This window comes from Streptomyces sp. rh34 (assembly GCF_002551245.1).
Lineage (GTDB): Bacteria > Actinomycetota > Actinomycetes > Streptomycetales > Streptomycetaceae > Streptomyces.
The window spans coordinates 1-25045 of record NZ_NTGZ01000006.1; the positions used below are offsets into that span (position 1 = coordinate 1).

The 25045-nt window shown below is 68.8% G+C and carries 11 protein-coding genes; 4 read left to right on the top strand and 7 right to left on the bottom strand.

All coding sequences use genetic code 11. The annotated features are described in order from the left end of the window. The 6 genes from CR470_RS02750 to CR470_RS02775 all read right to left on the bottom strand — a co-directional run. On the bottom strand, window positions 1–1384 hold a 1384-nt coding region (locus CR470_RS02750), incomplete at its 3' end, for a TIGR02677 family protein (protein WP_097866034.1). 117 nt (window positions 1385–1501) lie between these two features. Further along, window positions 1502–6046, bottom strand: a complete 4545-nt coding sequence (locus CR470_RS02755; protein ID WP_097865985.1) for a sacsin N-terminal ATP-binding-like domain-containing protein — start codon at window positions 6044–6046, stop codon at window positions 1502–1504. Next, window positions 6033–8912, bottom strand: coding sequence for a pPIWI_RE module domain-containing protein (locus tag CR470_RS02760; RefSeq protein ID WP_097865986.1), 2880 nt, complete (start codon window positions 8910–8912; stop codon window positions 6033–6035). Before CR470_RS02760 ends, CR470_RS02755 begins: the two co-directional genes overlap by 14 nt. 68 nt (window positions 8913–8980) lie before the next feature. Then, window positions 8981–12427, bottom strand: a complete 3447-nt coding sequence (locus CR470_RS02765) for a signal recognition particle (protein WP_097865987.1) — start codon at window positions 12425–12427, stop codon at window positions 8981–8983. Further along, entirely contained in the window at window positions 12420–13616 is a 1197-nt protein-coding gene (locus CR470_RS02770) for a restriction endonuclease-related protein (protein WP_097865988.1), read from the bottom strand. Before CR470_RS02770 ends, CR470_RS02765 begins: the two co-directional genes overlap by 8 nt. Beyond that, complete coding sequence (locus tag CR470_RS02775) at window positions 13613–15238, bottom strand: PD-(D/E)XK nuclease family protein (RefSeq protein WP_093436639.1); 1626 nt, start codon at window positions 15236–15238, stop codon at window positions 13613–13615. The genes CR470_RS02770 and CR470_RS02775 overlap by 4 nt, the downstream gene beginning before the upstream one ends. A 139-nt stretch (window positions 15239–15377) precedes the next feature. Between CR470_RS02775 and CR470_RS02780 the strand changes: the two genes are divergently transcribed. From CR470_RS02780 to CR470_RS02795, 4 genes are read left to right on the top strand one after another with little or no spacing between them, the layout of a single operon-like run. Next, window positions 15378–16277: a hypothetical protein gene (locus CR470_RS02780; RefSeq protein WP_097865989.1), complete on the top strand. Its 900-nt coding sequence runs from the start codon at window positions 15378–15380 to the stop codon at window positions 16275–16277. Between the two features lie 53 nt (window positions 16278–16330). Beyond that, window positions 16331–17455 carry a hypothetical protein gene (locus CR470_RS02785; RefSeq protein ID WP_097865990.1) on the top strand — a complete coding sequence of 375 codons (1125 nt, stop codon included), beginning with the start codon at window positions 16331–16333 and terminating at the stop codon, window positions 17453–17455. Then, on the top strand, window positions 17452–18963 hold the full coding sequence (locus CR470_RS02790) for a hypothetical protein (protein ID WP_097865991.1): 1512 nt from the start codon (window positions 17452–17454) through the stop codon (window positions 18961–18963). Before CR470_RS02785 ends, CR470_RS02790 begins: the two co-directional genes overlap by 4 nt. Beyond that, window positions 18960–20303: an AAA family ATPase gene (locus tag CR470_RS02795; RefSeq protein WP_097865992.1), complete on the top strand. Its 1344-nt coding sequence runs from the start codon at window positions 18960–18962 to the stop codon at window positions 20301–20303. The genes CR470_RS02790 and CR470_RS02795 overlap by 4 nt, the downstream gene beginning before the upstream one ends. A gap of 742 nt (window positions 20304–21045) precedes the next feature. Here CR470_RS02795 and CR470_RS02800 read toward each other — a convergent pair. Continuing rightward, complete coding sequence (locus CR470_RS02800; RefSeq protein WP_143663757.1) at window positions 21046–24861, bottom strand: CHAT domain-containing protein; 3816 nt, start codon at window positions 24859–24861, stop codon at window positions 21046–21048. Window positions 24862–25045: the final 184 nt, after the last annotated feature.

The following is a 25045-nucleotide window of genomic DNA, read 5'->3' on the forward strand; positions in this document are numbered from 1 at the left end:
CGCCGGTCGTGGCCCGTCGCCGGCCACCCGCGTCCGGCCGGGCGGCCAGCGCCCGGCCCAGCAGATCGAGGAGACGGTCGAAGGCCGCGGGGTCGAGGGTGCTGAAAGAGGAGAGCCGTACCGGGCCGTCCGTCTCCAGCGCCTGCCAGGCGCGTGCCAGCTCCGCTCGCTCCGCCCGGGCCCGCTCGGCGCGTTCCGCCCTGACCGCCGCAACGTCCCGCACCGTGGCCGTACGAGTGAAGCGTTCGGTCCGTCCGCTGGTCCTCAGCAGGGCCGACACCTGTACCGGCGGCGCCTCGGACCAGGAGTGGGACGAGGGGATCAGCTCCGGGTCCGGGTGGGCGAGGTGGGCATGGCGGGCCGGGCCGAGGCCGAAGGCGGCCGACCACAGCCGGTGCAGGTCCTCCTCGTCGGGAGCCGCAGCGAACCAGCGCGCGAGCTCGCGGAAGTCCTGTACGGCGCTGGAGGGGCGGCGCCGGGACTCGTTGATCCGCTCCAGCACCTGCAGGAGGGAGACGATGGCGCGCCGGGCGATGTCGTGCAGCTGCTCGATCCGGGGGCGCGCCCCGTCGCCCGGCAGGAACCAGGCCCTCAGCCCCGCCCAGCGCGCCCGCCGGCTCTCCAGCCAGCCGGCTGCCGGGTCCTCTCCCGGGGTCGGAGGCAGCTCGGCACCGCGCAGGGCCCGCTCACGCAGCACCGCGATGCCCCGCTCCTCCACGCGGGCCACGGCGGCGGCCACCGTCTCGCCGCGCCGGTCGAGATTGACCAGGAACTCCTGGAGATACGCGACGGTGGCGGCCTTCACCTCACGGAACACGTCCAGATCCACTCCTTCGGTGCGAAGGAGCCTCTGCAACTGGCCGTTGAAGGCCTTGGTGTTCTCCACCAGGCCCTCGAGATGACCCTCCAGCTCCCGCAGGGTGCTGAAGATCCGTCGGTCGGCCGCGGCAGGCTCGCCGGACAGCACGGTCAGCTCGTCGAGCCGGTCGGCGATCGCCTCCAGCACCGCCGTCTGCAGCGCCCCTGTGGAGGCCAGCACCTCCAGGGCGTGTCGCACCCCGGCGAGCGCGGCCTCGCCCCGACGGGTCAGCGAGTAGTGCAGGTTGCGCCGCTCGTACTCCTCGGCCGTGCGGTAGTTCTGGGCGTGGTTGTGGACCACGTCGAGGAGTTCCCACTTCACCAGCCGTTTCAGCGTCTCGTGCAGTTCCTCGTCCTCGAGGTCCGAGACCCAGCCCACCGCACGCAGCCGCTCCCGTACGCCGTCGAGCCCGAGCGCGGTCTCCAGGTGCTCGCCGGCCACCCCGAAAGCCTCGAGCACGGCGCCGTTCAAGTCGGCCGTCTCCCCCGTGGTGAACCGGAACATCTCCGGCGGAACCCTGCGCATACTGGTACGTCCCCTCCGCCGCCACCCCTGCGGCACTTCGGCGCCCACGTTAAGGGGCGGTCCGAAATCACGTTCTCAAGTCGCTGTCATCATTCTCATGGCAGTCACGGCCGAGGATTACTCCGTGCTCTCGAACGGGTAGACAAGGCTCTGCGCGCCCCGGATGCCGGAGACGAGTACGTTGCTGCTCGGACGGTAGGGCAGGTGCTTCAACGGCTCCAGGATGATCCGTACGGTGACCGGTGCGGCTCCGGCCTCCAAACCGGAGACGACCACAAGGAAGAAGTCGTCGCTTTCGATCGCCCGCTGGAACTCCGCAGGGGTGAGCTGGATCGTGTCCGGCTCGGCACCGCCGTACGTCTTGAGTTCGTAGAACCGGGCCAGCTCGTCCACTGCGTCCGCCCCCAAACCGTGCTGAGCCCTCAGGTCACGCAGCTCGGTCTCGTCCAGCGCCAGAGCCCGGCGTACGAGGTCCAGTGCCGCCTTCTCCTGCTCCACGGCCGTATAAGGACGTGCGGCGGTGCGCTGCTGGGGGACGGCCGAGCCGGGCCGGGACTGGGGCAGGCCGGCCGGGCCCTTCTTCGGGGCGGTGCCCGTCGCGGGCCCGGCACCGGATTGCGGTGCCGTGAGGTTTCCCCGGTCCACGACGAGACGGAGGGTGGCGGGATCCACCAGTCGGCGGAACGAAGCGGGGGGCCGCACGGCCGGGACGGAAGGGTCCCGGCCGTGCGGGATCGCGGGTAGTGCGGGCGCCCGGCCACTGATCGTCGACGAGGCTCCCGCAACCGGACGCCTTTCCCGTCCGTTCATCCGGCCACGTCGGTCCGCCTCTTCCTGCATCTCCATGAGTCGGCGATCGCGTTCGGCGACAGCGGCTTCCTGTTCACGGCGGACCTGTTCCTCCGCGAGGCTAAGGTCCACGGCGGTGCGGCCCCGCTCCGCCCGGTCACACGCGGCGGTCCAGGCGAGGGCCGCCGCCCTGCGGTGTCCAGGGAACTTGGTGGCGATCGAAGCACCGCCCGCAGAGGGCCGGTTCACCGCTGACAGGTCACGGACGTACAGGGTGCTGGAAGCCCAGTCGACACCGGCGTCGACGGATACTTCCACCGGAGTGCCGGACAGTTCCACCCGGCAGATCAGGTCCGGTGCCACGCTCACCGTGAGTGTCGCGAGTCCGTCCCAGGAGCCGTCCAGGCCGCGGGCCACCTCCGGGGCGTTGCGTTGCAGGTCCTCGCGCAGATGGGTGACAGCCGCGCGGACCAGTTCCGTCGCGTCCGGATCGTGCGCAGCGACACTGGAGCTGTGCACACTGAGTTGCTCCACCCCGATCCACGTGAGGCGCAGGGCTCCGGCCAGTGGACGGAACTGCTCCAGCTCTGCTCCCGGCCGCCACACGGCGTGGTCGCGGCCCAAGCCGTCGGCGACCATGGGGTCCTCGACCGCGTACACAGGCCGCTTGCTCAGCCATCCCTTGCTCGTGACGAGGGGAAGTCTTCCCAGCCGCCCGGCTGTCAGCTCCTCCGACCGGACGGCAGAGGGGCGACGGAGCATCTTCAGGGTCTCCAGGACTACCGATTGAGTGGTTCCCTCCGGAACGTTCCGTCGCTCCCTCCTGTCCTGCTGCGCCAACTCCCTGATCACCTTCACAGCGTCGTCGACGGTTGGCCGACGCGCCCCGAGCCGCGTCCAGAACGCCTCGCCACCGGTGAACACGGGAGCAAAGGCCCGTGACGCTCCGAACAGTGGCTCGCCGATGAGGCACTCGCCCGGGCGCCGCCAGCCGGAGTTCGTGAGGACCAGCCCTTCGCCTGTGGTGAAGGCGCGAAGGACTTCGCTGAACGGCATCTCTCCCGATCCACCCGAAGTCCCGCTTCCGGTGACGCTCTCGGCCAGGGCCTCGTAGACGATCAGTGCGCCGGGGGCGTTTCGTTCAGCCCCGTCCTTCTCCTCACGACGGAGCCGCCGCAGGCACTCGACGAGATCGCGGGGGCGGGCGTCTCCGACGACGTCCAGGGCTCGGAGCACCTCGATACGCCGATGTGCCTGCTCCTGGATGTCCGGATGTAGGAACTGGGCGTCCCCGTCCCCGTAGACGGCCACGGTGCCCGCGGTGCGGTTACGGAGCCGGAAGGGGCTCGACGGAGTGCCGTTCCGGTCGTCCAGCCAGGCCACCTCGCGCAGTTGCCAGAGCCATAGGGCGGCCGTTCGGCCTCGGTCGTGCCATGTGTGGTAGTCGAAAGCCGCACCGACCTCGGCATGTGCGGAGAAGCGACTCCATGAGCGGCCGAGTACGTGGAGAAGCGCGGCTGCCCTGCGTCGGCGACGTGCAGAGTCGTCGTCTTTCGCGATATCGGTTGCCACGGCATACAGGTCGGGGCAGTCGTAATCATTGAGGGTGTAGGTCGCGCGAAGAGCCTCCAAGGCTTTCGTGCGTGCCTTCGAACCCGAGGCGAGGTATGAGGGAAGTCCTCTGGCGCCCCGTTCGAACCGTGAGTGCTGCCCGGGACAACTACGCGGCCTTGGGGCCGTCTCAGCACCGAGCAACCGGAGGAATCTCAGGGCTCCGGTGCTGCCGCCTTGCAACACCTTGGCGTAACGCGATCGCAGCCACGCCGGGCCGGAAGTCGAGCCGGCGGCGAAGGCGAAGCTCTCGTCGTGCTCGGCGCTGTCGATCCCGGACGGAAGATAGGCTCGGGCGGGTGCGATCTCCACGTCCTCCCGCGTTCCGTCGGTGGTGTAGCGGTGGCCTTGGAGCCGCACTGCTAGCCCGACCTTCCTGCCCCACAGCTCACGGCGGCTCTCCGGTACGTGTGCGAAACCGTCCCGCAGCGCCACGAGTTGCTCATCCGTGAGGACAAGCCCAGCTCCACCTCGCGCACCCCCGAAGTCTGCGAGACGCTGAATCACCGCTGCCGGGTCGTCGTCGTTGATCAGTACCCCTTGCTTGCCGAGCCATTCCCGGACCGACCGCGCGTCGTCGGTGTCGGCCAGAAAGTCCGGGTGGATCTCACGGGTGAGCCCCAGTTCGACTCCCAGCCCACGAGGAGTGGCGGCGAACAGCACGGGTACAGAGCCGCGCATGCCGTACTGCGTACCGGAACTGTCCACAAGCCAATCACGTGACGACAGGAGGTCGCTCCAGCCCGTTTCGATGACTCGCGCGACCAGCCGGACCGTCGCTCGTGCTGATCGGCTCCCGTCGCCAAGGAGGTCCAGCGTGTCGTACACCTCGACCCGGGCCGGTGCGCCGACACCGTTCTCCTCCCAATCCGACAGCACCTCCCGCCACCTGCCGTCCGGATCTCGCATCGCTCCGGGCAGCGCGGCGGGCACATCAGCCAGACGGGCGACCTCCTCCTCGGTCACGGCACCTTCGAGTTCTTCGTCCTCCACGGCAAGCGACTCGAGATCGAGGAGCCCCTCCCCCGGGACCTCCAGGAGCAGCTTCGCGGACACCAGACGCCGGGCGTGGTCGAGCAACCGCTGTTCCATCACGGCAGCCGGATTGTGCCCGTCACGGACGCGATCCGGCAGGGGAACAGCACTCCAGGCGTTCACCGGATCCTGCCGGAACTGCCGCAGAACGGCTGCCGTCCACAGATCGGCCACCAAGGGAACGAGCGCACGGTTCCACGGGGTTTCGTCGAGCGCCTGCCGGCTGGCGAGCGGGTCGAACTGCGCACTCGTCCAGAGGGCCGGCCCGATCTCCTGAACCGGCAGACCGACGTGGATCCGTCCGGGACCGCCGTGTCCGAGCGGGAGGGCGACGGCGAGAGTCGTGGTGGGTCCGGCAGCCTTGTGCGCCCTGTCGATGCCCGAGGGACTGGGCACTGTGGTACGGCACACCAGCCATCGAGTTCCAGTGGACGCGCGGGCGAGGTGCGTCCCCACCTCTGCCGGTCCACCGCCGACCTCGGCCTCGAAGCCAGGTCCGGGCTCCCGGGATAGAGCGAGCCGGTGCCGGACGCCGCCCTGCGTATCCAGGTGCGTGATGTCGGATACGTGGTCGAGGAAGAGCAGCGCGCCGGAGGTCCAGGCAGCGAGCCACCCGTCGACGCTCTCCGCGTCAAGCGCACCGGGTGCGAAGGGAACGCGGAGCACGGTCCAGGCGTCGTCCGCGAACCAGTCGGGTACGACAAGCGGTTCGGCGACGGAGACATAAGGATCGCCGATGCGCACCCGGTAGTGGCCACTGTGCACTTCCAGATGGGGAGAGAGCGACTGCAGCGTCATCAGCCCGATGCCGAACCGGCCTGTGGATTCGGCTTCGTCCGCCTTGCTGGACAGCCACGGCATGGCCAGGGCCACTACGTCCGGCAACCGCACCGGGGCACCGTTATGGGCAACAAGAAGGTCTCGCTCCCTGGTGAGGATGCGCACTTCTGAGGCACCGAGATCCTCCGAATTCTGCACGATCTCGGACAGGCCCTGCAGTGGATCACTCGAAAGGTTGCCCGCGTGGTCCCGGGTCCGGCCGAAGGCGTGGCGAACCATCCCGGGCAGTGTCGCGAACCGTTTGCCCAGGTGCTCGACGGCTGCGGCCGTCGCTTCACCGCCCTCCGGCTCCGGTACGGCGTTCGCGTCCCGCATTTTCTCCTGATCGAAGATGCGGTCGGCGAACCCGACGGCCCGCGCGGCCGCCTTCGTGTCACGCGTTCCCATGTGCCTGGTCCTCGTCGTCCTCATCGGTGTCGAAGTCGAATGCGAGCTGCCCTGGGCCGTCTTCGACGCCGGTCCCTACGACCGGCCCCGCTGTCGGGTCCACGGCCTCCTCCTCGTCGTGCGGCAGCGCGTACTCGTCCGCGAGCCGTGCGAGGTGAAGAGCAAGCGGCAGGCCGAGCACGTCCCGGTAGTCGTCCTTGCAGATGCGCTGTTGGTGGACGAACGCGGCCCATGCCTCGGGGTCGTCGCCGGGCTGAAGGCAGGCCAGGGTGAGCTCCAGTAGCTCGGGGTTCCACGCGTTCACCGTCGGCCGGTGGGCGCTCCGGCCGGCGGGGTTGACGTGAGGGGTCAGCTTCGCATCGTCGTTCGTCAACTTCGTCTGTGTGCTCGCCTTGTCCGCCGTGCTGTAGAAGACGCGGCCGGGGGCTCCGGGCTCGTCGGGCACCCACAGTCCCATGCCGAAGCCGCCCCGCTGTTGCCCGGCCAGCTCTTCCTCGCGCTCCTCCCGTTCCGCCCACCACTGGGGCGTCTCGTCACGGCCGCTGTCAGCGACCCTGACGACACGAAGGTGCTTGCCGTAGAGACCGATTCGCTGCGCGGGGCCCCCGTCGAGGCCGATCCGATCCACCTCGAGCCCGCCGTTGGTGAGCCACGGCCAGCGCTTGCGCACGTCTTGTGCGTGGGACAGGACCAAGGTCGGCGTGCCGCGCAGACTCGCCAGGGTCCTCCTGATGAAGGCAGCCGTGACTGCCGACTGCTGCGCCGAGGTCCTCAGGTCATTCCCCCGCACTCGTCCGGTCAGGATCCGGAGCAGGTCCGGGTAGGACATCCACTCGGAGGTGTCCGCGGTCCGTCCGAGGACACATGGTGCGTCCGGCCGGAGCAGCACGGCGATCGGGGTGAACTGTGCCCTGCCCGTGGGACCGTCGACCCGGCGCTCGACCAGATGGAAGGCCACCTGGTTCAGACCGGAAGGGATGCGATCGCCGAGAGTGTGCTGGGGCACCAGGCGCATCCCGGTCTGACGAAGGCCGTCCGCCCAGGCCGCTTCGGCCCGCAGGGCAGCGTCCTTCTCGGCGTCAGCCGTGTCCATTGCGGTGTCCAGTGGGCGGATGAACTGGGTGACCAAGCCTGCGTCCGCGCACCCGAGCCGGATCGCGTACTTGGGGTCGGTACGCCTCGCGGGACCTTGGAACGCTTCGCTTCCTTCCAGCTCGACAAGGGCGATCCGAGCCCCGGGCACCTGCTCCCTCAGGCGGGTCATCGCCTCGGCGACCCGTCCGCGCCGCTCACGGATGGCCTGGTCGTGTTCCTGTCCCGCGCGCGGCGGCCGGTCCTCCGCTCCGAGAGGGGATCCCAGCTCGCCCAGGGGGTGGGCGTGGAGCCGCACGGTGAGCTCCTCGGCCTCCCACACCCATGTCTCCGGTCCTCGTTCACGCCGAAACTCTGTGAGTCCGAGCGCGCTCTCGGCGGTGGCGACGAGCCTGTCCCGCTGGTCGTCGGTCTGGTGAACCAGAAAGCCGACGAGATCGGTGCCGTCCAGCGTCGCGGCGAGCGCCGCACGCCGCACCCGCGCGTTGTCCGCCGCGGTCCGTTCCGTCCGTTCCAGGAGGGCGGCGAGCTCTTCGGCGGTGCCGTTCTTTGGCATGGAGGGCCGCTTCGTGAGCTGTCTGACAGGCGGGCGACCGTACCGGCTGCGCTGGAGCTTCGGGGCGGGGACGAACTCGGGGGCCAGCGCTTGCTCGGCCCACTCGATGAGACGGCGGCGTTCGCTGGGCATCAGTCCGGTCCCGATGGGGTGTCTGCCCATGGCGGCCTGGTGGCCGACCGCCAGCCTGATGCCGTCCTTCCCGTCCCCGATCCAGTGGTCGGCCTCCTTGACCAGTCGATCCACCGACGGGAGCCCGTCGAGCGCGGCGACGGCGGCGAGCATGCCACTGGGGCCGCCCTGCCTCCAATCCGTGGTTCCGTTGCGCCACTGCAGCATGGCAACCGAGAGTCGCCGGGACACCGGTGCGTCCGGCACGAGCGAGATCTCTGGCAGTAGGTAGACCGAGACCCCCTTGCGGAAGGGCATCCAGACCTTTCCGGTGACGAACCGGCGGATTCCCGCGCTGAGGTGAATCCGAGGAACCGGCGAGAACGGGACGGTGCGCACGCCGACGCGAAGGGTGGCCGCGTAGTACGACGGCTTGCGCTCGCCGCCCCTACCCGCGGGTCGGTATTCGATCGGCGGCCACGACATCAGTTCCGCGCTGCTGCTTCCGGCGTCGTACCCGCCGCCGGCGCCGGCGACCTGGTGGAAGGTGAGTTGCCGGCCTCCGTGCTCGTAGGCACCCTGACGTGCGATGCGTGCGGCCAGTTCGTCGGGGAGCAGTCGGTACACCAGACGGGTGGGCTTGGCGGTGCCACCGGGAGAAGGCTGTTGTTCGAGCAGGTCGATGGTGTCTGCGCGCCAGGTCAGGCTTCCGGTGTCCAGCTCGCGGAAGCACTCCGCGAGCAGACGCCGTGCGTCCGGATCATCGGGATGGCGGGGGAGGTTTCTGAGCCAGGTGGCGGCGTAGAGGTTGGTCACCGGGGTGGGAAACGGCTCGGTGCAGTAGAGCCAGGGGGAGTCCGTTCCGAAGGTGGCGTTGGACGCCACGGTGACGACGTCCGGGGCGGTGGTGCGGATCAGCTGGTTGATCTCCCGGGTGGGGATGCGGCGTGGGCCGTGCCATCGGCCTTCCGGCCGGCCATGGTCACGCAGCTGGCCGAGCGGCTCCTCCCAGTGAGCGGGCAGCGAGAGGGTGTGCCGTAGGACGGGGAAAGGCCCCTGTGTCGGGTCAGGCATGTACGAGGCGGTCCGTACGTGCTGGTACGCCATCTTGTGAGTCTCCTGATCGGAGGAAGGTGCGTAAACAGGTTCGGGGTGCGGATGGGCAGCCGCGGGTCTCAGCCCATGTCGACGAGGGCGCGGTAGAGCGGCTCGTACAGCTCGCGGACGAGCGACTTGTCGATCAGAGAGGGTTCCGGCGGAGCTTCGGCACCTTGAGCGACGATGCCGGGCTCGTCGAAGTAGGGGGCCAGCACGGCGCGCATGCTCGCCAGCAGGCTGGTGTCCGGGGTGTCGACAGCCTCGAATCCCGCCTCGCGGGGTGAGAAGGCGGCGTCCACGAAGGCCACCCTGGCAGGCACACCGCCACGTACGAGGCGGCCGATCACCTGCCACATCACGACCAGCTGGTCCCAGGTGAAGGCGACCTTCTCGTCGTCCCGGAGACTGGACCAGGCCATTCGGCGGGTGAGGTACCGGTTCCACTGGCGGCGGGCGCGACTACGGAACCCGATGGCGGCCTGGTGCGGCGTGGCAGCCGCGAGCGTCGCCTGTGTGAAGACCCTTCCGGTGTCCCGGAGCTGGCGTACCGCCCAATCGTTGATCGACTGGATGGCGAGGGCGATGTCGTCGGGCCGCGGGTGGGGCCGGGCGAGGAAGTAGACGCTGCCGATCGCGGCCTTGCCCGTGCTCAGCACGATGTTGTGCCCTCGTTCCACCGCGAGCAGCGGCGCGATCAGGAGTTCGCCGCCGATCTTCGCGAAGGAGTGCACGTCACCTCGGGTGAGGGTGCGCACCGCGGGGTCCTCCGGCAGCCGGGCCCAGGCGGTGTCGGCGTCCGCGTCGTCCGAGACGAGCTGGACGACACGGCCGTTCCACTCGGGGATCCCGTTGAGGTACTCGGCCGCGCGCCGCGCCTCGTCGTAGCTGCCGACGAGGAGCAGGATGCGGCGTCGATCCTGGTCGGGGATCTCGTCCAGCTCGGTGTCGAGCATGCTGGACGCGCCGGGCAGGCTGCGGTCAGGAACCGCGAGCTGCCGGAGCATCTCGACGAGCGCCTGGGGCCGCTCCTTCGGGGGGCAGCCCGACAGCCGCAGGGGCCGCGGCCCTTCGCTGCCCGGCCAGTGGAGGAACTCCTTGCGGAACTCGGTGCCGAGGACGGCCTCGACCTCCTCGTCCCGCGGGCGAAGCACGGCTCCCACATCGGCGTGCAGGTGGTACCGGCTGGAAGTGCCGGCCCAGCTGGTCGCGGACATGAGCAGAACGTGGGGGGCGGGTCGACTGTCCACCCGACACAGGTCGCCCATTCGCATGAGGAGTTCGCGCCCCACACCGTTGCAGTGGAAGAAGCGCAGCTCACCGCTGCGGTCACCGTCGCGCTCCGAGTCCGTGAGGCGAAACTGGAAGCCGAGGACATTGCCCATCGGTGATTCGGGGATGACCGCCTCGTAGTCCTTCGGAGGTCTGCGGGAGAGGACGTTTGACGCATTCTCGAGGTGGAGTGCGGCCTCGACGCGCGGCCACAGGATGGTCATGAAGTCGAGTCGGCTGTGGAGCGCGGCGAGGAGCAGGGTGAACTCGAAGCGTCGGGCCTGTACGTCGATCCGGTCGAGGACTCCCGAGTCGTGGCCCACGACAGCCGTGAGGGTGGAGCGGAGCCGTTCCCGGGTGCGGGCGCCCTGGGGGGCGTGGAGCAGTTCGAGGGCCAGGCGGACGAAGGTGTTGACCAAGGGGGTCACCTGGTCGCCGTCACCAGTGCTCTCGTGTTCGTGCAGGGGGTCATCCCGGAAACGCAGCAACGCCTCGTCCAGCAGTCGTGCCGCGGGCGGTGGTTGGTCGCCCGCGTCCCGTCCGGGGAACCAGCTGTCGATCAGCAAGTTGTGCAGGGTGAACGCGCTGAAGTAGTCGACGCTGATCCACTGCCGCAGCTCCCCGTCCTTGACCAGGAGCGAATAGAGCCGGTCAGTGGCGGCGCTCACGGTGTTGACGGCGTTCGTCCAGTCGTCGACGTCGCGTTCGGACAGCTGGAGCCGCCCGTCTCGGGCCATCTGTTGGAACTTGTGGACGGCGACCTCGTCGAACCATGAGTTCGGGTAGGTGCCGACGAGGGTGCTGGCCGGGGCGAACACGGTGTCGAGCTGCATCTGCACGCGGTCCGCCTCGTCGACGATGATCAGGTCGCTGAGTCGGCAGGCGAGTTCCAGGTAACGGATCTGCTCGTCGTGCTGGTGCTGGGGCACGGAGCTATGCACCAGCCCGGCAGGGGTCGCAACCCAGACGCGGGCATCGACGAGGTCCCGGGCGCCGCGATGTCTCGGACAGCGGTTCCACAGCGGGCACAACTTCCGCTGGGGCTTGGGGCACGACCTTCGGCCGGCCGGGTTCTCCGCTTCGACCAGTGGATCGTCCGGGGTCTCTTCCTGGTCCACAGCGGGGTACAGCCCGAGGCACGGGGCTTCCCTGATGCCGAGGGGCCTGCGTGCCTCCATGCCGCGCAGCACGTCCACGGGGCAGGCACTGCTCAGGTATGCGAAGCCGGGGTGGTCGTGTCCCAGCATGGTGTCGGCGCCCGCCACCGCGGTGCGGCGGTGCAGGCGTCCGATGTTCCGCTCTCGCGTGGAGTGGCCGAGGATGGGTGCCGCCGCTACCCCGAGCCGCTTGAACAGCTCCACGACGGCCAGGGTTTCGGCGACGTCGCCGACGACCAGGGTGACACGGCGCGACGTCCGAGTGACCAGGTGGTAGGTGAGGATGTCACGGAGGGTCGACTTGCCCGCACCGACCATGCCGACCAGGTGGAGCAGCTGGTCGATCCTGAGGCGCTCGCCCCGCGTGAACCGACCGAGGGCCTCGTCCCGGACGAGTAACCGGACACGGCTCAGTCGACCGCGCCATCCGCTTCGGGAGCCACCGATGACCTCCTCCTTCGCGTCCATGGCTGCGGCCGCCGACTCGAGTTCTTCCCAGGTCACGTCCACGGGTTCCCCGCGCCCGGCGGGTGCCGCGTCGAGGGCGTGCGACCTGGGGAGGGCGCCGAGCAGCAGGTCGTCGGTGATCTCGACCGAGTGGAGCCGGTCCTGGGCCCGGAAGGTGTGCTCGCCCGACCCAGCGAGCGGAACACGGCGGGTCGCGAACTCGGGTCCTGTGGTGAGCAGCCCTTCGAACACCTCGAAACGACGCGCTGCCCGGGCGGGTACGCGTTGACGCGGGACCGCGTCGACGCTTTCGAGGTCGTATCCGCGCAGCTGCTGCGGCACGCGTAGGTACGACTCCAGCGCTTCAGACCAAGCGTGTCCGCGTCTGAGGACCCACAGGTGGTGGCGGGCGCGCAGGATGCGCAGCCGCTGTTCGTCGGAGCGGACGTCCCCGAGCGCTTCGCTGTGGGGGTATCCGCCGAGGAGGGGCCACACGTCGAGTGCGGCGCGCGTGGGCGCCACGCTCTGCAGCAGATAGAGGCCCAGTTCGACGTCGAGGAGATCGGCGACCCGGAACGCACCGAGGTCATCCGGCCATACATCGGTGAGCTGGCGGGAGCAGCGACGGTGCCAGCTGCTGCGATCACGCATGATGGTCTCCTTGGCGGCGAGGGGATCCGGCGGCTTCCGTCCGGTCGGCGATCTGCTCGGCCACGAGACGCAGGAAGGTCCGGTCGTCGAGCAGGGTGATGTTCCCTGCCAGATCTTCGGGAAGATTTCGGCGGAACTGTCGTCCGTACGCCTCGTTCTCGCGGAATCGATAGCGGGGCACGACCAGGAAGGCTCGGTCGAAGGGCGGGTCGGCCCGGAAGCGGGTGAGTGTGCGTGCGAGCAAAACCGGGTTCACCCGGTCCTTGACGTCCACGGCCCAGTACCCGCCTCCCGGCAGCGGGACGCGCAAGTCGTACGCGTCGAACTGGGGCCACATCTCGGCGTCGATGCCGAAGCGTCTCTTGAGGGTTGACCCGATGTCGTTCTCTGCCAGGCCCGGACTGGTGACGAACATCCGCAGGGGGCGGCTGAGCTGGTGGAGCCCGCTGCGGTCGGGACGTACCGGAACGGGGACAGCCGCGGTGGCGTCACGGCGGCAGCGGTCCAGCTCGCAGCGGTGACCTCCGCCGGGCAGTGGCACCATCAGGCAGCGGCAGCGTCCGCACTGCTGGTACCCGCCGTCGCGTCGATAGGTCGCAGGGACGGGTTCGTAGCACTGTCTGATGACGTGGTGGAGCAGGAGTCCGCACTCCGGGTCCCCGCCGAGCAGGGCGAGCTCCGCGCCGGTGAGTACGGGCCGGGTGGTCAGCAGGGACCGGAAGGCGGTGTACGCCGCAGGATCGCCTGCTGCCCGGCATACGGTGAGTGCCTCCAGCATGCGCTGGTTCTCGAAGATCTCCGCGGCGGGGTCCGCCGCATCCACCTCCCACTCGAGGCAGAGCTGGTGCGGCAGTCTCGTCTGGGGATCCACGAGCGTGCCGGCGGCCCCACGGGCTTCGGGAGGCAGGTCCAGCGGCCAGCCCGTCAGCGGTCGTTCGCAGGCCCAGCGCACCATCTCGGGAATGCTGCCCGGCGGTTCGACTCCGTGTCGCAGGCAGTGCAGGACGAGTCGGTTGTAGGCGTTCTGGACCTGGGCCGGATAGATCGGGTGGGGCACGCCGCGCTGCCGGGACAGACGGACCAGCGCACTGGCGATCTCCCGGAGCAGGGGTTCGTCCGAGCCCGCGGACGGTCGGGAGACCAGGCCGGATCGGGCTGCCCCGGAGTTCGGTGGGGTCTGGGTGATCATGCCTTCTCCTCCGCGTCGGCAGGGGCTTGGGCGCTCGGGCACCACCGCGAGACCGGGCACTGGTGGCAGTGCCCGCCCGGCCGTGCCTCCCACGCACGGTCCTCCCGCCAGGGGCCGGCGTACCGTTGGAGCACCGCTCGCGCCTTGGCCAGGCGCTCCGCGTCCATCGGGTCGATGACGTGGGGGTCGGATCCATCGGGACGGAGGACCTCCAGTTCCACCCTCGATCCGGAGGGGTCACCGCCCAGCTCCCCCTGGGCAAGCAGGACGACGGCCAGGGCGAGCTGCGGATACGCGTCCAACGGATCCTTGCCGATGCGGGCAGGAGTGCGGGTGGTCTTGAGCTCCCGCCATACCCAGGAACCGTCCTCCCTGTAGAGCAGGTCGGGTTTGGCCACGACCAGCGCCTGGGCCGCCGTGTCGTGAAACACCCGGGTCGGTTCGCATTCGACCCGCTCGATGGCCTCGGGGAGCTGGAAGGGGCACGAGTCCACATGCTGCAGGAGCATGGCGCGGCCCGTCTCCGCCTCCTCGTCCGGGACCCTCCACCGGCCGGCGGTCCAGTTCTCCCCCGGCGGGGGCATGTCGCCGCGCGTGCAGGGAATGGGGCCGGTGCGGCGGTGGAGCGCCTCGACCCAACCGTGCACGGCCTGGCCGAGCTTGGCCGCGTCGCTGTACTCGCCTGTTTTCGGCAGGTGCAGGAAGCGCAGCAGGGACTGCGCAGGGCAGGCGGCGTGGTACCTGAGGTCGCTGATGGACACCTTCCGCAGCGGTAACCGGCGGGAGGACAGTGCCAGTACCCCCGGAGACCGGGGCACCGCCTCACACCCGGTGAACTGCTTGCAGTCGAAGCAGGCCGCCCCGGGGCGCTCCGGACCGCCCCTGACCACATTCCTCACGTGGGGGCCGCCGTGCGCCTCGTAGTACGCCTTGGCCTCCTCCGCAGTTCCGTCGAACTGAACGGTCCGCGATCCGTCGCCCAGGCCGATCTCGATGATCCTGACCCTCGCGACGGGCCCGGGAGAGCCGTGGATCACGAACTCCTGGTTCCAGCGGCGCGGCCACGCCGCGTCGGCTCCGAACGCCGCGGTGTACGCGGCGACCGCGATCTCACCCCGGCTCGACGCACGGGCGTCCCCGTGTCTCAGCCGCCGGTACTCGCGCACCGTGCCGTCGGCCGACTGGTAGCGGCGCCACCATGCGTAGAGCTCCCAGCGCCGACCATTGTCCTTGCGCACCGCCCAGTACGGCTGGACGGGCACGAAGGCGTCCGGCCCCTGGCTCGTGTACTGCCGCACCGCGTGCTCCACGTAGGTCCGATGCCCCTCGTGCAGAGCAGGCCGGTGGCCGGACAGGGCTCCGAGCGCCTCGTCCACCGTGGCGCCGCCGAACTCGATCCGGTCCAGTGCCGCGCACACGGGACCGAGCGTGAAGGTCTCGTGCTCTTCCCGGGGAAGCTGCGACGGCACCCGCGCCCGAAGTCCTGGCCGGGCCTTCGCCGCGTCGCGGGCCAGGCAGACGTGCGGCTCGTCCGCTCCCCCTCCTGTGCCCGGCCCGATCCGGACCGGCCCCTCGTCCCCCGTCATCCACTGCGGCACACGCCACGGCACGTCGCACGTCATGTCGTTCCCCCTCCCGGCCGAAGCACGGAGTTAGACCGGCCGTCGTGAACCCCGAGGCCGTGCCGCCGAGCGTAGCGCACAACTTTGGAACTCTTTGGAGAAACTTGGAAATCAAAGGGATCGGCGGTACAGTGCGCCCATGACCGCATCGCTGGAGGAGCTCGAGGAACGCCTGTCGCGCCTGCGCGCCCTCCTGCGAGAGGCTCGACGCGCCCGCGACAACGCGGCCACCGCCCGCATCCGCGCCGAACTGCGCGAGGCGGAGGCCGCGTGGGAGCAAGCCCTCGACGCCGAGGAGGCGGAGGGGGCCGCGCCACCTGCCGCGGCTCCTTCCTCACCCGCCGGGTCCCCGGCACCTGCCACCACCGCCGGGACCGCATCCTCGTTCCGGCTCCAGGCCCACGGGAAGCAGTCCACCCACGGCGCCGTCCCGGTCCGCGAGCAGGTGCACCAGGCACTCACCCTGCTCGGCGCTCCCGCGTCGCCCAAGCTGATCTCATCCGTATACCAGGCCTTCTTCACCGAGCCGCTGGTCGCGACGAAACTCGCCTCCCTCCGCCGGGACGAGGAAAGGTCCTTCACCGCACAGGGCTACGCCCGCCCCTACTACATCTGTGCCGCCCTCACCCACGACCGGCTCACACCCGCCCGCGGTCTCCTCGCCGTATCCGTCTGGCCCCTGGAGCAGCGCATCGTCGGCCCACTGAGCCCGCGTGCCGACTTCCTTGTCCACGCCATCGGCACCGCCGAGCAGATCCTGCGGCTCGACGTCGCCGGGCACGCGCCCTCCGGCGCAGCCCGCCAACTGTTGCGCCGTTTCGCGCTCAACATCCCCGGCGCGTACGACGACGAGGAAATCGACCCCGAACGCGTGATCTCCGCAGCACGCACGGAGGCCGCAGTGCACCAGGAGGCGGACTACTCCCTACGTCGCACGACCGCCGACCGCGCACGCGGCCAACTCACAGAAGTACAGCAGCTCTTCGGGGCCCCGCCCCTGCACGATGCCCTGCGCGGTTCAGCCGGCTTCACCATCTGACCGACTACCGGATTCCTCCGGTGCCGCCACAGAATTCCGCGTAAGAAGAGAAGATGCCTCCGCAGCACCCCTCTCCCCCCTCTCCGGGAAGGCTCGCCGTCCTGCGCGGACCGCGGCCCCCGCAGGAGTACACGGCACGCAAGATCACCGCCCTCACGGCCAACCCGGCCTGCTCCCGCCGCGCCGTACTCGACGCAGCGGGCGTGGACAAGGCGTTGCTCGCCCAACGCCTTGGCCATGAGCCGCGTTTCGGCCAGTCCCCCTTCGCGATCCGGCGCGAGCAGAGCTTCGAGGCCCTGGTCAAATGGGGCGGCTACGCGGAGCTCATCCGCCTGCTCCGGGAGCAACTCGACGTCCCCGTCGAGGAAGCCGCGGTAGCCGATCTGACCGAGGTGGGCGGCGACACTTCGCTCGCGGTGCGGGCGGGCGAGAGTCGGCGGCTTCTGAACCGCCTGGCGGCCGGCGCCGACGAGCGGCTGATTCTGGACCGCCCCGTCCTGACCCTGGAGGTCGCCGGTCAGACCGCCCACGTGATACCGCAAGCCCTCAGCCACCGCACCGGCGGACGGTTCTACGTGGTGGAGATCCGCTCCTTCCCGGCCATCGACGGCCAGGCGAACCCCTCGGCGGTCGCCCAGACCACGAAACAGGCCGCGGTCAGCGTCCTCGCCCTGCGACAGACCTTCACCGAACTCGGCCTCGATCCCAAGGCGATCGCCCACAGGTTCCTTCTCATCTGCCCTAAGGACTTCTCCAACCGGCCCTACGGAAAGCTGATCGACCTCCGCCAGGAACTCGATGCCCTGCGGTTCCAGTTATCGCGTCTGCGCCGGGCCGAAGACCTGGCCCACGCCCTCTCTCCCGACGCGACGCTCGACGCCGAACGGCCGAAGGCCGAGATCGACGCCACGATGCGGGAGCTGGACGCAAGCTTCACCCCCGACTGCCTCTCGTTCTGCGAGATGTCCCGCTACTGCCGGGACGAGGCCACTGACTGCGCCTCCCCGGCCCGACTGGGTGGAGTGGTGCGCAACAGTCTTCCCGGCATCGACTCCACCCGGACCGCCCTCCGCCACCTCGACGGCACCAGCGCCCCGGGCCCCGCCGAGGAGGCGGTCATCATCCGGCTGCGGGCCGCCGAACGACTCCGTCGACTGCGTGGAGGTGCGACCGCGTGAGCGTCATCGCCACGGTGGCCGCCCTGCGGGCATCCACGTCGGAATACGCCGAGCGGCTGACGACCGTGCGCCACGAGCATGTGGACGACACCCCGTTCGTCCTCATCCCGCTCACCCTCGCCGGCGAGGCCTGCGCGCCACTCGCAGCTCTCGCCGGGACGGATCCCGACCACCCGGCGCTTCTGACGGTTCGCCGCCCCCACGACCGAACCGAGCGCTTCGGCTTCGTCGAGAGCCTCGCGGACCTCCTCCTGCCCTACTTCGAGGAATGCCGCGCCGCGCCGAAAGAGCCGTACACGGTCGGGCGCGGCAAGGATAAGGAGGAGCGGGAGCGGCCCCTGCGCGCACCCCAGCTCCTCGTCCCGAACGCTGGGGGGATCACGTACGTCCGGCTGCTGGGCCGTCTGACCCGGCTGCGCGCGACAGATGGTCCACATGCCGTCTCCCCATCCGTACCCCTGCTCGGAAAGTGGCTGACCTGGTTCGCCGACCGGGCCGAGTTCCCGGATTCCGCCCTGCTCCAGGCCATGACGCGGTCCCTCTCTGCCCACTGGGCCACCGGGCAGAGCCCCACCGAGAACGCGAACCTGGCGTCCCTGCTCGGCTGGATCGATCCCCCCGCCGGATGCACCGGGGCCGAGACCGCCCGGGAGCGCGAAGACCCCGCGGCGTGGCCGCCCGCCGGGCCGACGACCGACCCGGTCTTCGACCGCACGCTCGACGAACTGATCACGAAGTACAACGGCGCAACCGGAGAGCGGGCGCGGGACGCCGCCGCTCGCACCATCGACCGCGAGCTGCACGCCCAGATGCTGCCGACCTGGCAGCTGATGTGGCACGGCGTCCGCCTGTTGCGCGAGCTTCCCGCAGGGGACCACGTCGCCGAACGGCGGGCATACGACCGGCGTCTGTTCGGCGAGTACGCGACCTATCTGGACGATGACGGGCGCCCACAGGCCCGCCGCGATCACGCGGTGGGCGCAGCCCGCCGCCTCGCCCGTATGGAGGAGGCCCAGGAGCGGTACGACGCCGAGCGCGCGTATGACGATCCGCTGGTGATGGCGGAGTACGAACTGACGGGCGAGGCGTTCACGGGCGTGGTCACGGCCCGGGAGGAAGAGCGCACCATCCCCGGGGCGCGGCCCGGATCCCCTCTGTGGCGCCCGACGATCACCGTGCACTGCGAAATTCCCGTGTCCATGGCGGCGGGAACGGCGGTCAAGTCCCCGGCAAGACCGAGGCAGAAGGCCGAGATCCTAGACGTCGCCCCCGACGGAGCCGGGTCCGCCGTGCTGATCCAGCTGAACGGCGGCTTCGGCAACAAGCGCAAGCCGCCCGCGCCTGAGGGGACCATGGCCGACCTCGGCGAGACGATCACCTTCACGTCGATCGATCCCAAGAACATGCCGTCCTCGCTCCCGGCTGAGGAGGACACCCCCTGGACCCACGGCGGTCCGCCACAGCCGTACGAACCCACCGACGAGGACGCGGAAGAGGTCTGGGAATGACAGCCACTCCGGAACCCGACAGCGGCACGTCACCCGGCGCCCTCGCCGACCGGGCGGTCGCCGACGTGCTGTCCGGCCTGGACTCGACCACCGGACGCGGCATCGTGGTGGACTCTCCACCAGGCGCGGGAAAGTCCACGCTGGTCAAGCGCGCCACCGGCCACCTGACATCGGCCGGCCATCAGGTGATGATCGTCGCGCAGACCAACGAACAGGTCGACGACCTGGTCGACAACATCGCCCGGGAGTACTCGGACCTCCCCGTCGGCCGCCTGCACAAGAAGGACTTCGTCCTGCCCGAACGGGTGCGCCGGCACGCCAACGTGCGGGGCAGCAACGAGGCACCCGCCCTCCGCGAGCTGCCGGTCGTCGTCTCCACTGCCAAGAAATGGTCGCACGTCCCCCGCGAGAAGTGCGCGCCATGGCGCTGGGCCATCGTGGACGAGGCCTACCAGATGCGGTCGGACGCGCTGCTGGCGACGGCACCGCTGTTCTCCGAGAAGGACTCACAAGTCCTCTTCGTCGGCGATCCCGGGCAGCTGGATCCCTTCGCCACAGTGGACACCGACCGCTGGCAGGGACTGACCTGGGACCCGCTGCGCAACGCCGTCGACGTAGCGCTGGCGCACAACTCCGACCTGCTGCGGCACGAACTACCGGTCTCCTGGCGGCTGCCGGAGATGGCAGCCCCTCTCGTGCAGAGGGCATTCTATCCCTTCTACTCCTTCGTCTCCGGTACCAAGGCGGCTGACCGCGTCCTCACGTACGGCACCGCACCTCACCGTGCAACACCGTCGGACGCCGTCCTCGCCTGCGCGGCAGGGTCGGGCTGGGGTCTGCTGGAGCTTCCGGGTCGGCACACCCTCGACGATGACCCCGAGGTGGCCGAAGCCCTGGCAGAAACAGCGGCCCGGTTGTTGGAGCGAGGCGCGCTGGTGAACGGAGAGCCGCTCACCGAGTCCCGCATCGCGATCGGCGCCGCCCGCACGATCCAGGCGGACTCGGTACGGTCGCGATTGGAGACGCGGGGTCTCACGCGCATCACCGTGGACACCGCCAACCGTCTCCAGGGCCGCGAGTTCGACGTCACACTGGTCTGGCACCCGCTCTCCGGCCGTCAGGATGCATCCGCCTTCCACCTGGAGACCGGGCGCCTGTGCGTTCTGCTCTCCCGCCACCGCTTCGCCTGCATCGTCGTGGCCCGCGCCGGCATCACCGACCTCCTGGACCGACATCCCCGCAGCAGCCCGGTCTACCTCGACGTACCACCGAAGTTCCCGGACGGGTGGCGGGCGCACCAAGTGGTCATGAACTACCTGGAGAAACAAGCTCGTCCATAGCTGTGGGCCGCCCTTCAGCTCGCCCTGTGCGTAGGCGCAGCGCGCATCACGCACGCCAGTGGACAGGATGAGATGTCTACGCTGCCAACACCGGCTAAACGTCCACGTGGCACCAAGCTGCCAGCACTACCGAACGCGTCCGACTGCAAGGGCGTCGAGTAGCGGAACTGCCCGAACCGCCGGGCTGGTGAACAGGGTCGCCGATCGTGCCCTGTTTCCGGCCCTCAGTGAAGGCTCCCCTAACGGCGGGCGGGTGCATGCCCGAAACCGGCATACCCGAAGTTGTCTAAGTTGGTGACCCTCGACTCCACCAAACTCCGTTAAGGCAACCCCGAGGATAGCCCTCACCTGTCGGCTTCGGTGATAGAAGCCCTGGGCGGCGCGCGCAGGGGCGGGTGGCCTCGTTACCCTCGTCAGCCCTCTCACCTCCGCTGAGGAACGCAAATCGCCGCGCGACGAGAGACCCGGGCCGTGCGCCGCGACCGAGCCTCAACTTCGCTGCCTCATCACGAAGCCGGTGAACGGCAGCTATAGCGCACCGCCTTTCAGCAAGCGCGGGCAGTTGGTCGAGGACATGGCCCAACACCAGGACCCATCCACCAGGTGCGGCGACCGTCGCCGTAGCGCGACCGACCGGTTCCATACAGGCTCGATCACCGCGCACTCACGATCAGTCGAGACCAAGGTGCAAGCGGCATCGACAGCAGTATGCATGTCGATGCCGCGTTTCCACTGCCCGCGTTCAGATCCCGGCGTGCAGGTGGGCCGCCCAGAGGTAGGGGGACTTGGGATAGCGATCACGGACCTTGCGCACAGCGTGGTGCAAAGCACGGGCCGCCTCATCCGTGTCGAGGCCACCATGCTGGTCGGTGCAGCCGCCGAGCTCAGCGTAGAAGTCAGCTGCAATATGCGAGGCAACCTCGTCGTTTATCTCCCAGAGGGTGCCGATGACGCGGGGAAAGCCCGCGAGCTGAAAGGCCGATGTGAGATGGATGGCCTCGTCGATCAGCTCCGCGGATCCCATGAACGCTGTTCGGCACGCTGACAGGTAGGCCAGTTGAGCCGAGTCCATCTTCATTCCTGCAAGGCTCGCCACCGTGAGCGGATCACGTTCGTGGTCGTGCAGAAGCAACAGGCTCTGTGACGGGTCGTCGGGGTCGTGGGCACCGTGGCACGCGAAATGAACGATCCCGGAATCGGAGAGGGCCTTCAGGACCCGAGCCTTGGTCGGTCGTGCATCCGGCCCGGGGACGGTCATGCCGTCAGCCTCTGCACCCGGCGCCATGAGGAGCGTCGGCTCGGGCAGCAGGTCGCACAGCAATGCGGCCTCTTCCGAGACGTGGGCCAGGCGACCTTGAACGCCTGGAGTTGTGGGCATGGCCACGATCAGTGATCGGCTCACGGACGGCGCGGAGGTCTGATGACGGCGCGCGTGGTGCAGTGCGCGGATCGTGGTGGTGTACGAGGAGACGACACGGTCCATGACTGTCGGCGGTTCCCCGGCTCTCGAGTCCGCGCGGAGCGACTCGGAGTGATGGCCGGCAGCGTGCAGAGGTAGCAGCGAGAGGAGCCCGCCAGGCGCCCACCAGACGCGGGGCCACGACCGCCCGGGAGAGGGCTCACCAGTGAAACCAAGGCTACGCAAGACCGGTTCGGCCGCCGCGTCCCACAGCCACTCCAAGACAGCGTGGAGCGTCGCTTGCGCCTCCTTTCGCCTCAGGGGCGACATGCGCGGATCCGCAACGGTTTCCAGGGCTCTATGGAAGGTCTGTATCTGGTCGATGACGAGGTCGTACGTGAGATCGGGCAGGTTCAGGGACTCGATGCCATCGGATGTCAACAGCAGTGCATCGCTGCGGTAGCGGCTGACGTTGAAGCTCACCACCGGGCCGGGGGCGGCTTGTGCCAGGAGCTCACTGAGGGCGGGGTGACGAGCGAAGCTGGCGAATCCGTCCTGCGCTCGGATATTGCCCAGCGTGGCGTGAAGTTGGTCGGCGCGGCTGCGTCGTTGCTCCGCGGCATCGACCGCACGTAAGGTGGCGCTGGCTTGTCCGTCGGGCTCCGTGAGGGAAGTTGAATCCAGCGGCCGGTCCAGCTCGTCCCGAAGTACCTCGAAGCGATGGGCCAGGTCAGGATGGCGCTCGCGAAGCTCTGCGAGGTCACTCCGCATGTCCAGCGCCTGGCTATGGAGGACGCCGCGGCCCACCTCGATCAACTGCATTGCTCGCGATGACCGATCGGCGGGCGTGCCTTCGCGAGAAGCAAGAGCCAGTGCCGCCGCATCTCCGGCCAGCCCGGACCACTTGCCCATGGCGTGCTGCTGGTCACCACGGCTCAGTCGGCGGTCTGCCACTTCGGGCAGCAGGTGTACGGCGGTGGTCAAGAGATCGGCTGCGAGATCAGGATCCGACCGTCCGGTCATTGAGGCCGCTGCCTGAGCAGCACGAATCCGAATCGAGGGCCTGGACCCTTCGGCTCGCGCACCTTCCACGTGGGCAGCCAGGGCGTCATCAAAGTCGTGTCGTGAGTGAGTCCGCTGATACCGGCTGTGCAGGGCCGTCGCGAGCTGGAACAGGTAGTCGGCGCGCTCTGGATGCTCCGCGGGCGACATGTCGAGCGCGGCCTGGCACGCAACCACTGCCTGATCCAGGTCCGCTATAGACCCGGTCTGCTCGAACCTGCTGGCCAGCACACCTCCCAGCAAGGACAAGTACCTGGGGCGCTCGGGGTGTTGGAACGGGACAGTGGCGGTCGCATCCCGTCCCGCCACGACCGCGCCGTCCAGGTCCCCAAAACCTCCCGTGCGCTGGAAGCGGGCATGCAGGGCGGTGCACAGATTCGCGAGGAAACGAGGGCGATCAGGGTTGCTTGCATCCACAACCATGAGGACCTCGCGGTTACCTCGGATCACCTCGTCGAGGTCTTCAAGGTCCCCGTTCCGTTCGTAGCGTTGCAACAACACCGCGCCGAGATTGGACAGCATCGCCGCCAAGGCGGAGTGGGCGCGAGGTGCCGTCTTCACAGCTCCGTGTGCAAACTCGACCGCGGCATCCAGGTCCGACGACGCCCCGGTGTGCTTGAACCGAGTCCACAGCATCAGACCAACGTTGGACAGACGGGTCGGCCGGTCGACGTGACCTTCCGCGGTGGCCTGCGCAGAAGCGCGACTCACGCTGATCGCCTCGTCCAGATCGACCATATGACCAGTGCGTTCGAATCGCTGCCAGAGGGAGGTGGCCAGGTTGTTGATAACAGCGTTGAACTCGATCTGCTGCGGGGCTATTTCTCGAGAGGCGGCGCGGTTCGTTTCGATCGCCGCATCGAGGTCAAGACTGTCGCCGCCGAGTCGGTATCGTGCCAGGAGAGCTCGCCCAAGGCCAGAGAGACGAAGCCCGCGAGCCCGGTGCCCAGGCGGGAGTATCTCTAGCGCCTCCGCCAACACGTTGACAGATTGGTCCAGATGGACTGCTTCCCCGGTGCGCTCAAATCGAGTCAGCGCGATGTCGCCGAGCCCGTACAAGAACCTAGAGCGCCCAGGGTGTTCCTCGGGAGCAGTCTCGATTGCGGCCTGGCAGCACTCCATCGCGTTTTCCAGATCCGCCGAAGCACCGGTGTTTTCGTATCGGGCCCGCCAGGCGTTCCCAAGATTGTGGAGAACTCCTGCCTTCTCGTGGTCGTCAACAATGAGATCAGACGCTTCCTGGAGGGCTTCGATTGCCGCGTCCAGGTCCGATAGAATACCTTTCTCTGCGAACTTGCTCTGCAGCGCGGCGCCCAGATTGTTGAGTCCGCCAGCCCGGTGGGCGGGGGAGCCCGCGGCCGCTTGGACTGCCAATCGGGCGATCTCGATCGCATCGTCCAGGTCCGCCGCCGTACCGCGATGGGTGAAGCGCCCCCTCAACATGCCTGACAGGTTGGACAGCATGACCGGCTGGTTAGGATGCCCCGTCGCCACGCTCTCCACTGCGCCCAAGGCAGCGTCAATCGCCGCTTCCAAATCCGCTGATTCGCAACCTGTGTCAAAGTGGGATTTCAGGATGACGGAAAGATTGGACAGAGTTTCCGCGTGCTCGCTTTCTCCGCGGGGCACAGCTGCCGCGATGCGCCGCAGGAGATCGGCGAATCTTGAGCGCAGCTCCGGGCTCGGCGAAGCGTTCATCTTTTGCTGGATCCTCCAGGCAAAGCCAAGCGCTCGCTCAGCTACATCTGGAAGCAGCTCGTCCGGCAGGTCTTCCTCATCCGCGCCTAACACGAAACAGGGCGTGAACTTCGTGACGGCCTCCTGTCTGTCCCGTTGGCCGGCTCCTTCGGGAAGTGCTCGGTACCTGAAGGCGTGCAACCAACCGAGGGCGTAATGCCCTTCCAGGTCGGCCTCATCATCTCGGAGTATCGCGGCGAGTTGGCGAGCTTCCACCAGTGCTTCTGGCTCTAGCACCACGCCAAGGTCCTGCTCGCGAGAAAGCCGGTCCAACCGTAACCCGACTACGGCAATCCGCTGCTCCAGTTCGTGTTCCCTTGTGAAGTCCTGATCACGCCCCTGCGTGAACCGTCCTGTCACTTCAATTCTCCAATAGTTCTGAGTACTGGGGACAGGTCTACCGAAAGGCTGTCCCGTATCTACGGGTGCTACTCGGTCGAGTCCAGTGTGGGCTGATTAACCGAGGTCTCACTGCAGGTGGCAAGCCGGACCGCAATAGGGAAATCCGGCTCTCCGGCGGAACCCTGGCCAGCCCGAATCTGAG

Bases quoted from the DNA above. Each gene is read 5' to 3' on its own strand.
- CR470_RS02780 (WP_097865989.1), top strand. From the start codon at position 15,378: ATGACCGCATCGCTGGAGGAGCTCGAGGAACGCCTGTCGCGCCTGCGC.
- CR470_RS02770 (WP_097865988.1), bottom strand. From the start codon at position 13,616: ATGATCACCCAGACCCCACCGAACTCCGGGGCAGCCCGATCCGGCCTG.
- CR470_RS02755 (WP_097865985.1), bottom strand. From the start codon at position 6,046: ATGGGAACGCGTGACACGAAGGCGGCCGCGCGGGCCGTCGGGTTCGCC.
- CR470_RS02795 (WP_097865992.1), top strand. From the start codon at position 18,960: ATGACAGCCACTCCGGAACCCGACAGCGGCACGTCACCCGGCGCCCTC.
- CR470_RS02785 (WP_097865990.1), top strand. From the start codon at position 16,331: ATGCCTCCGCAGCACCCCTCTCCCCCCTCTCCGGGAAGGCTCGCCGTC.
- CR470_RS02765 (WP_097865987.1), bottom strand. From the start codon at position 12,427: ATGCGTGATCGCAGCAGCTGGCACCGTCGCTGCTCCCGCCAGCTCACC.
- CR470_RS02760 (WP_097865986.1), bottom strand. From the start codon at position 8,912: ATGGCGTACCAGCACGTACGGACCGCCTCGTACATGCCTGACCCGACA.
- CR470_RS02775 (WP_093436639.1), bottom strand. From the start codon at position 15,238: ATGACGTGCGACGTGCCGTGGCGTGTGCCGCAGTGGATGACGGGGGAC.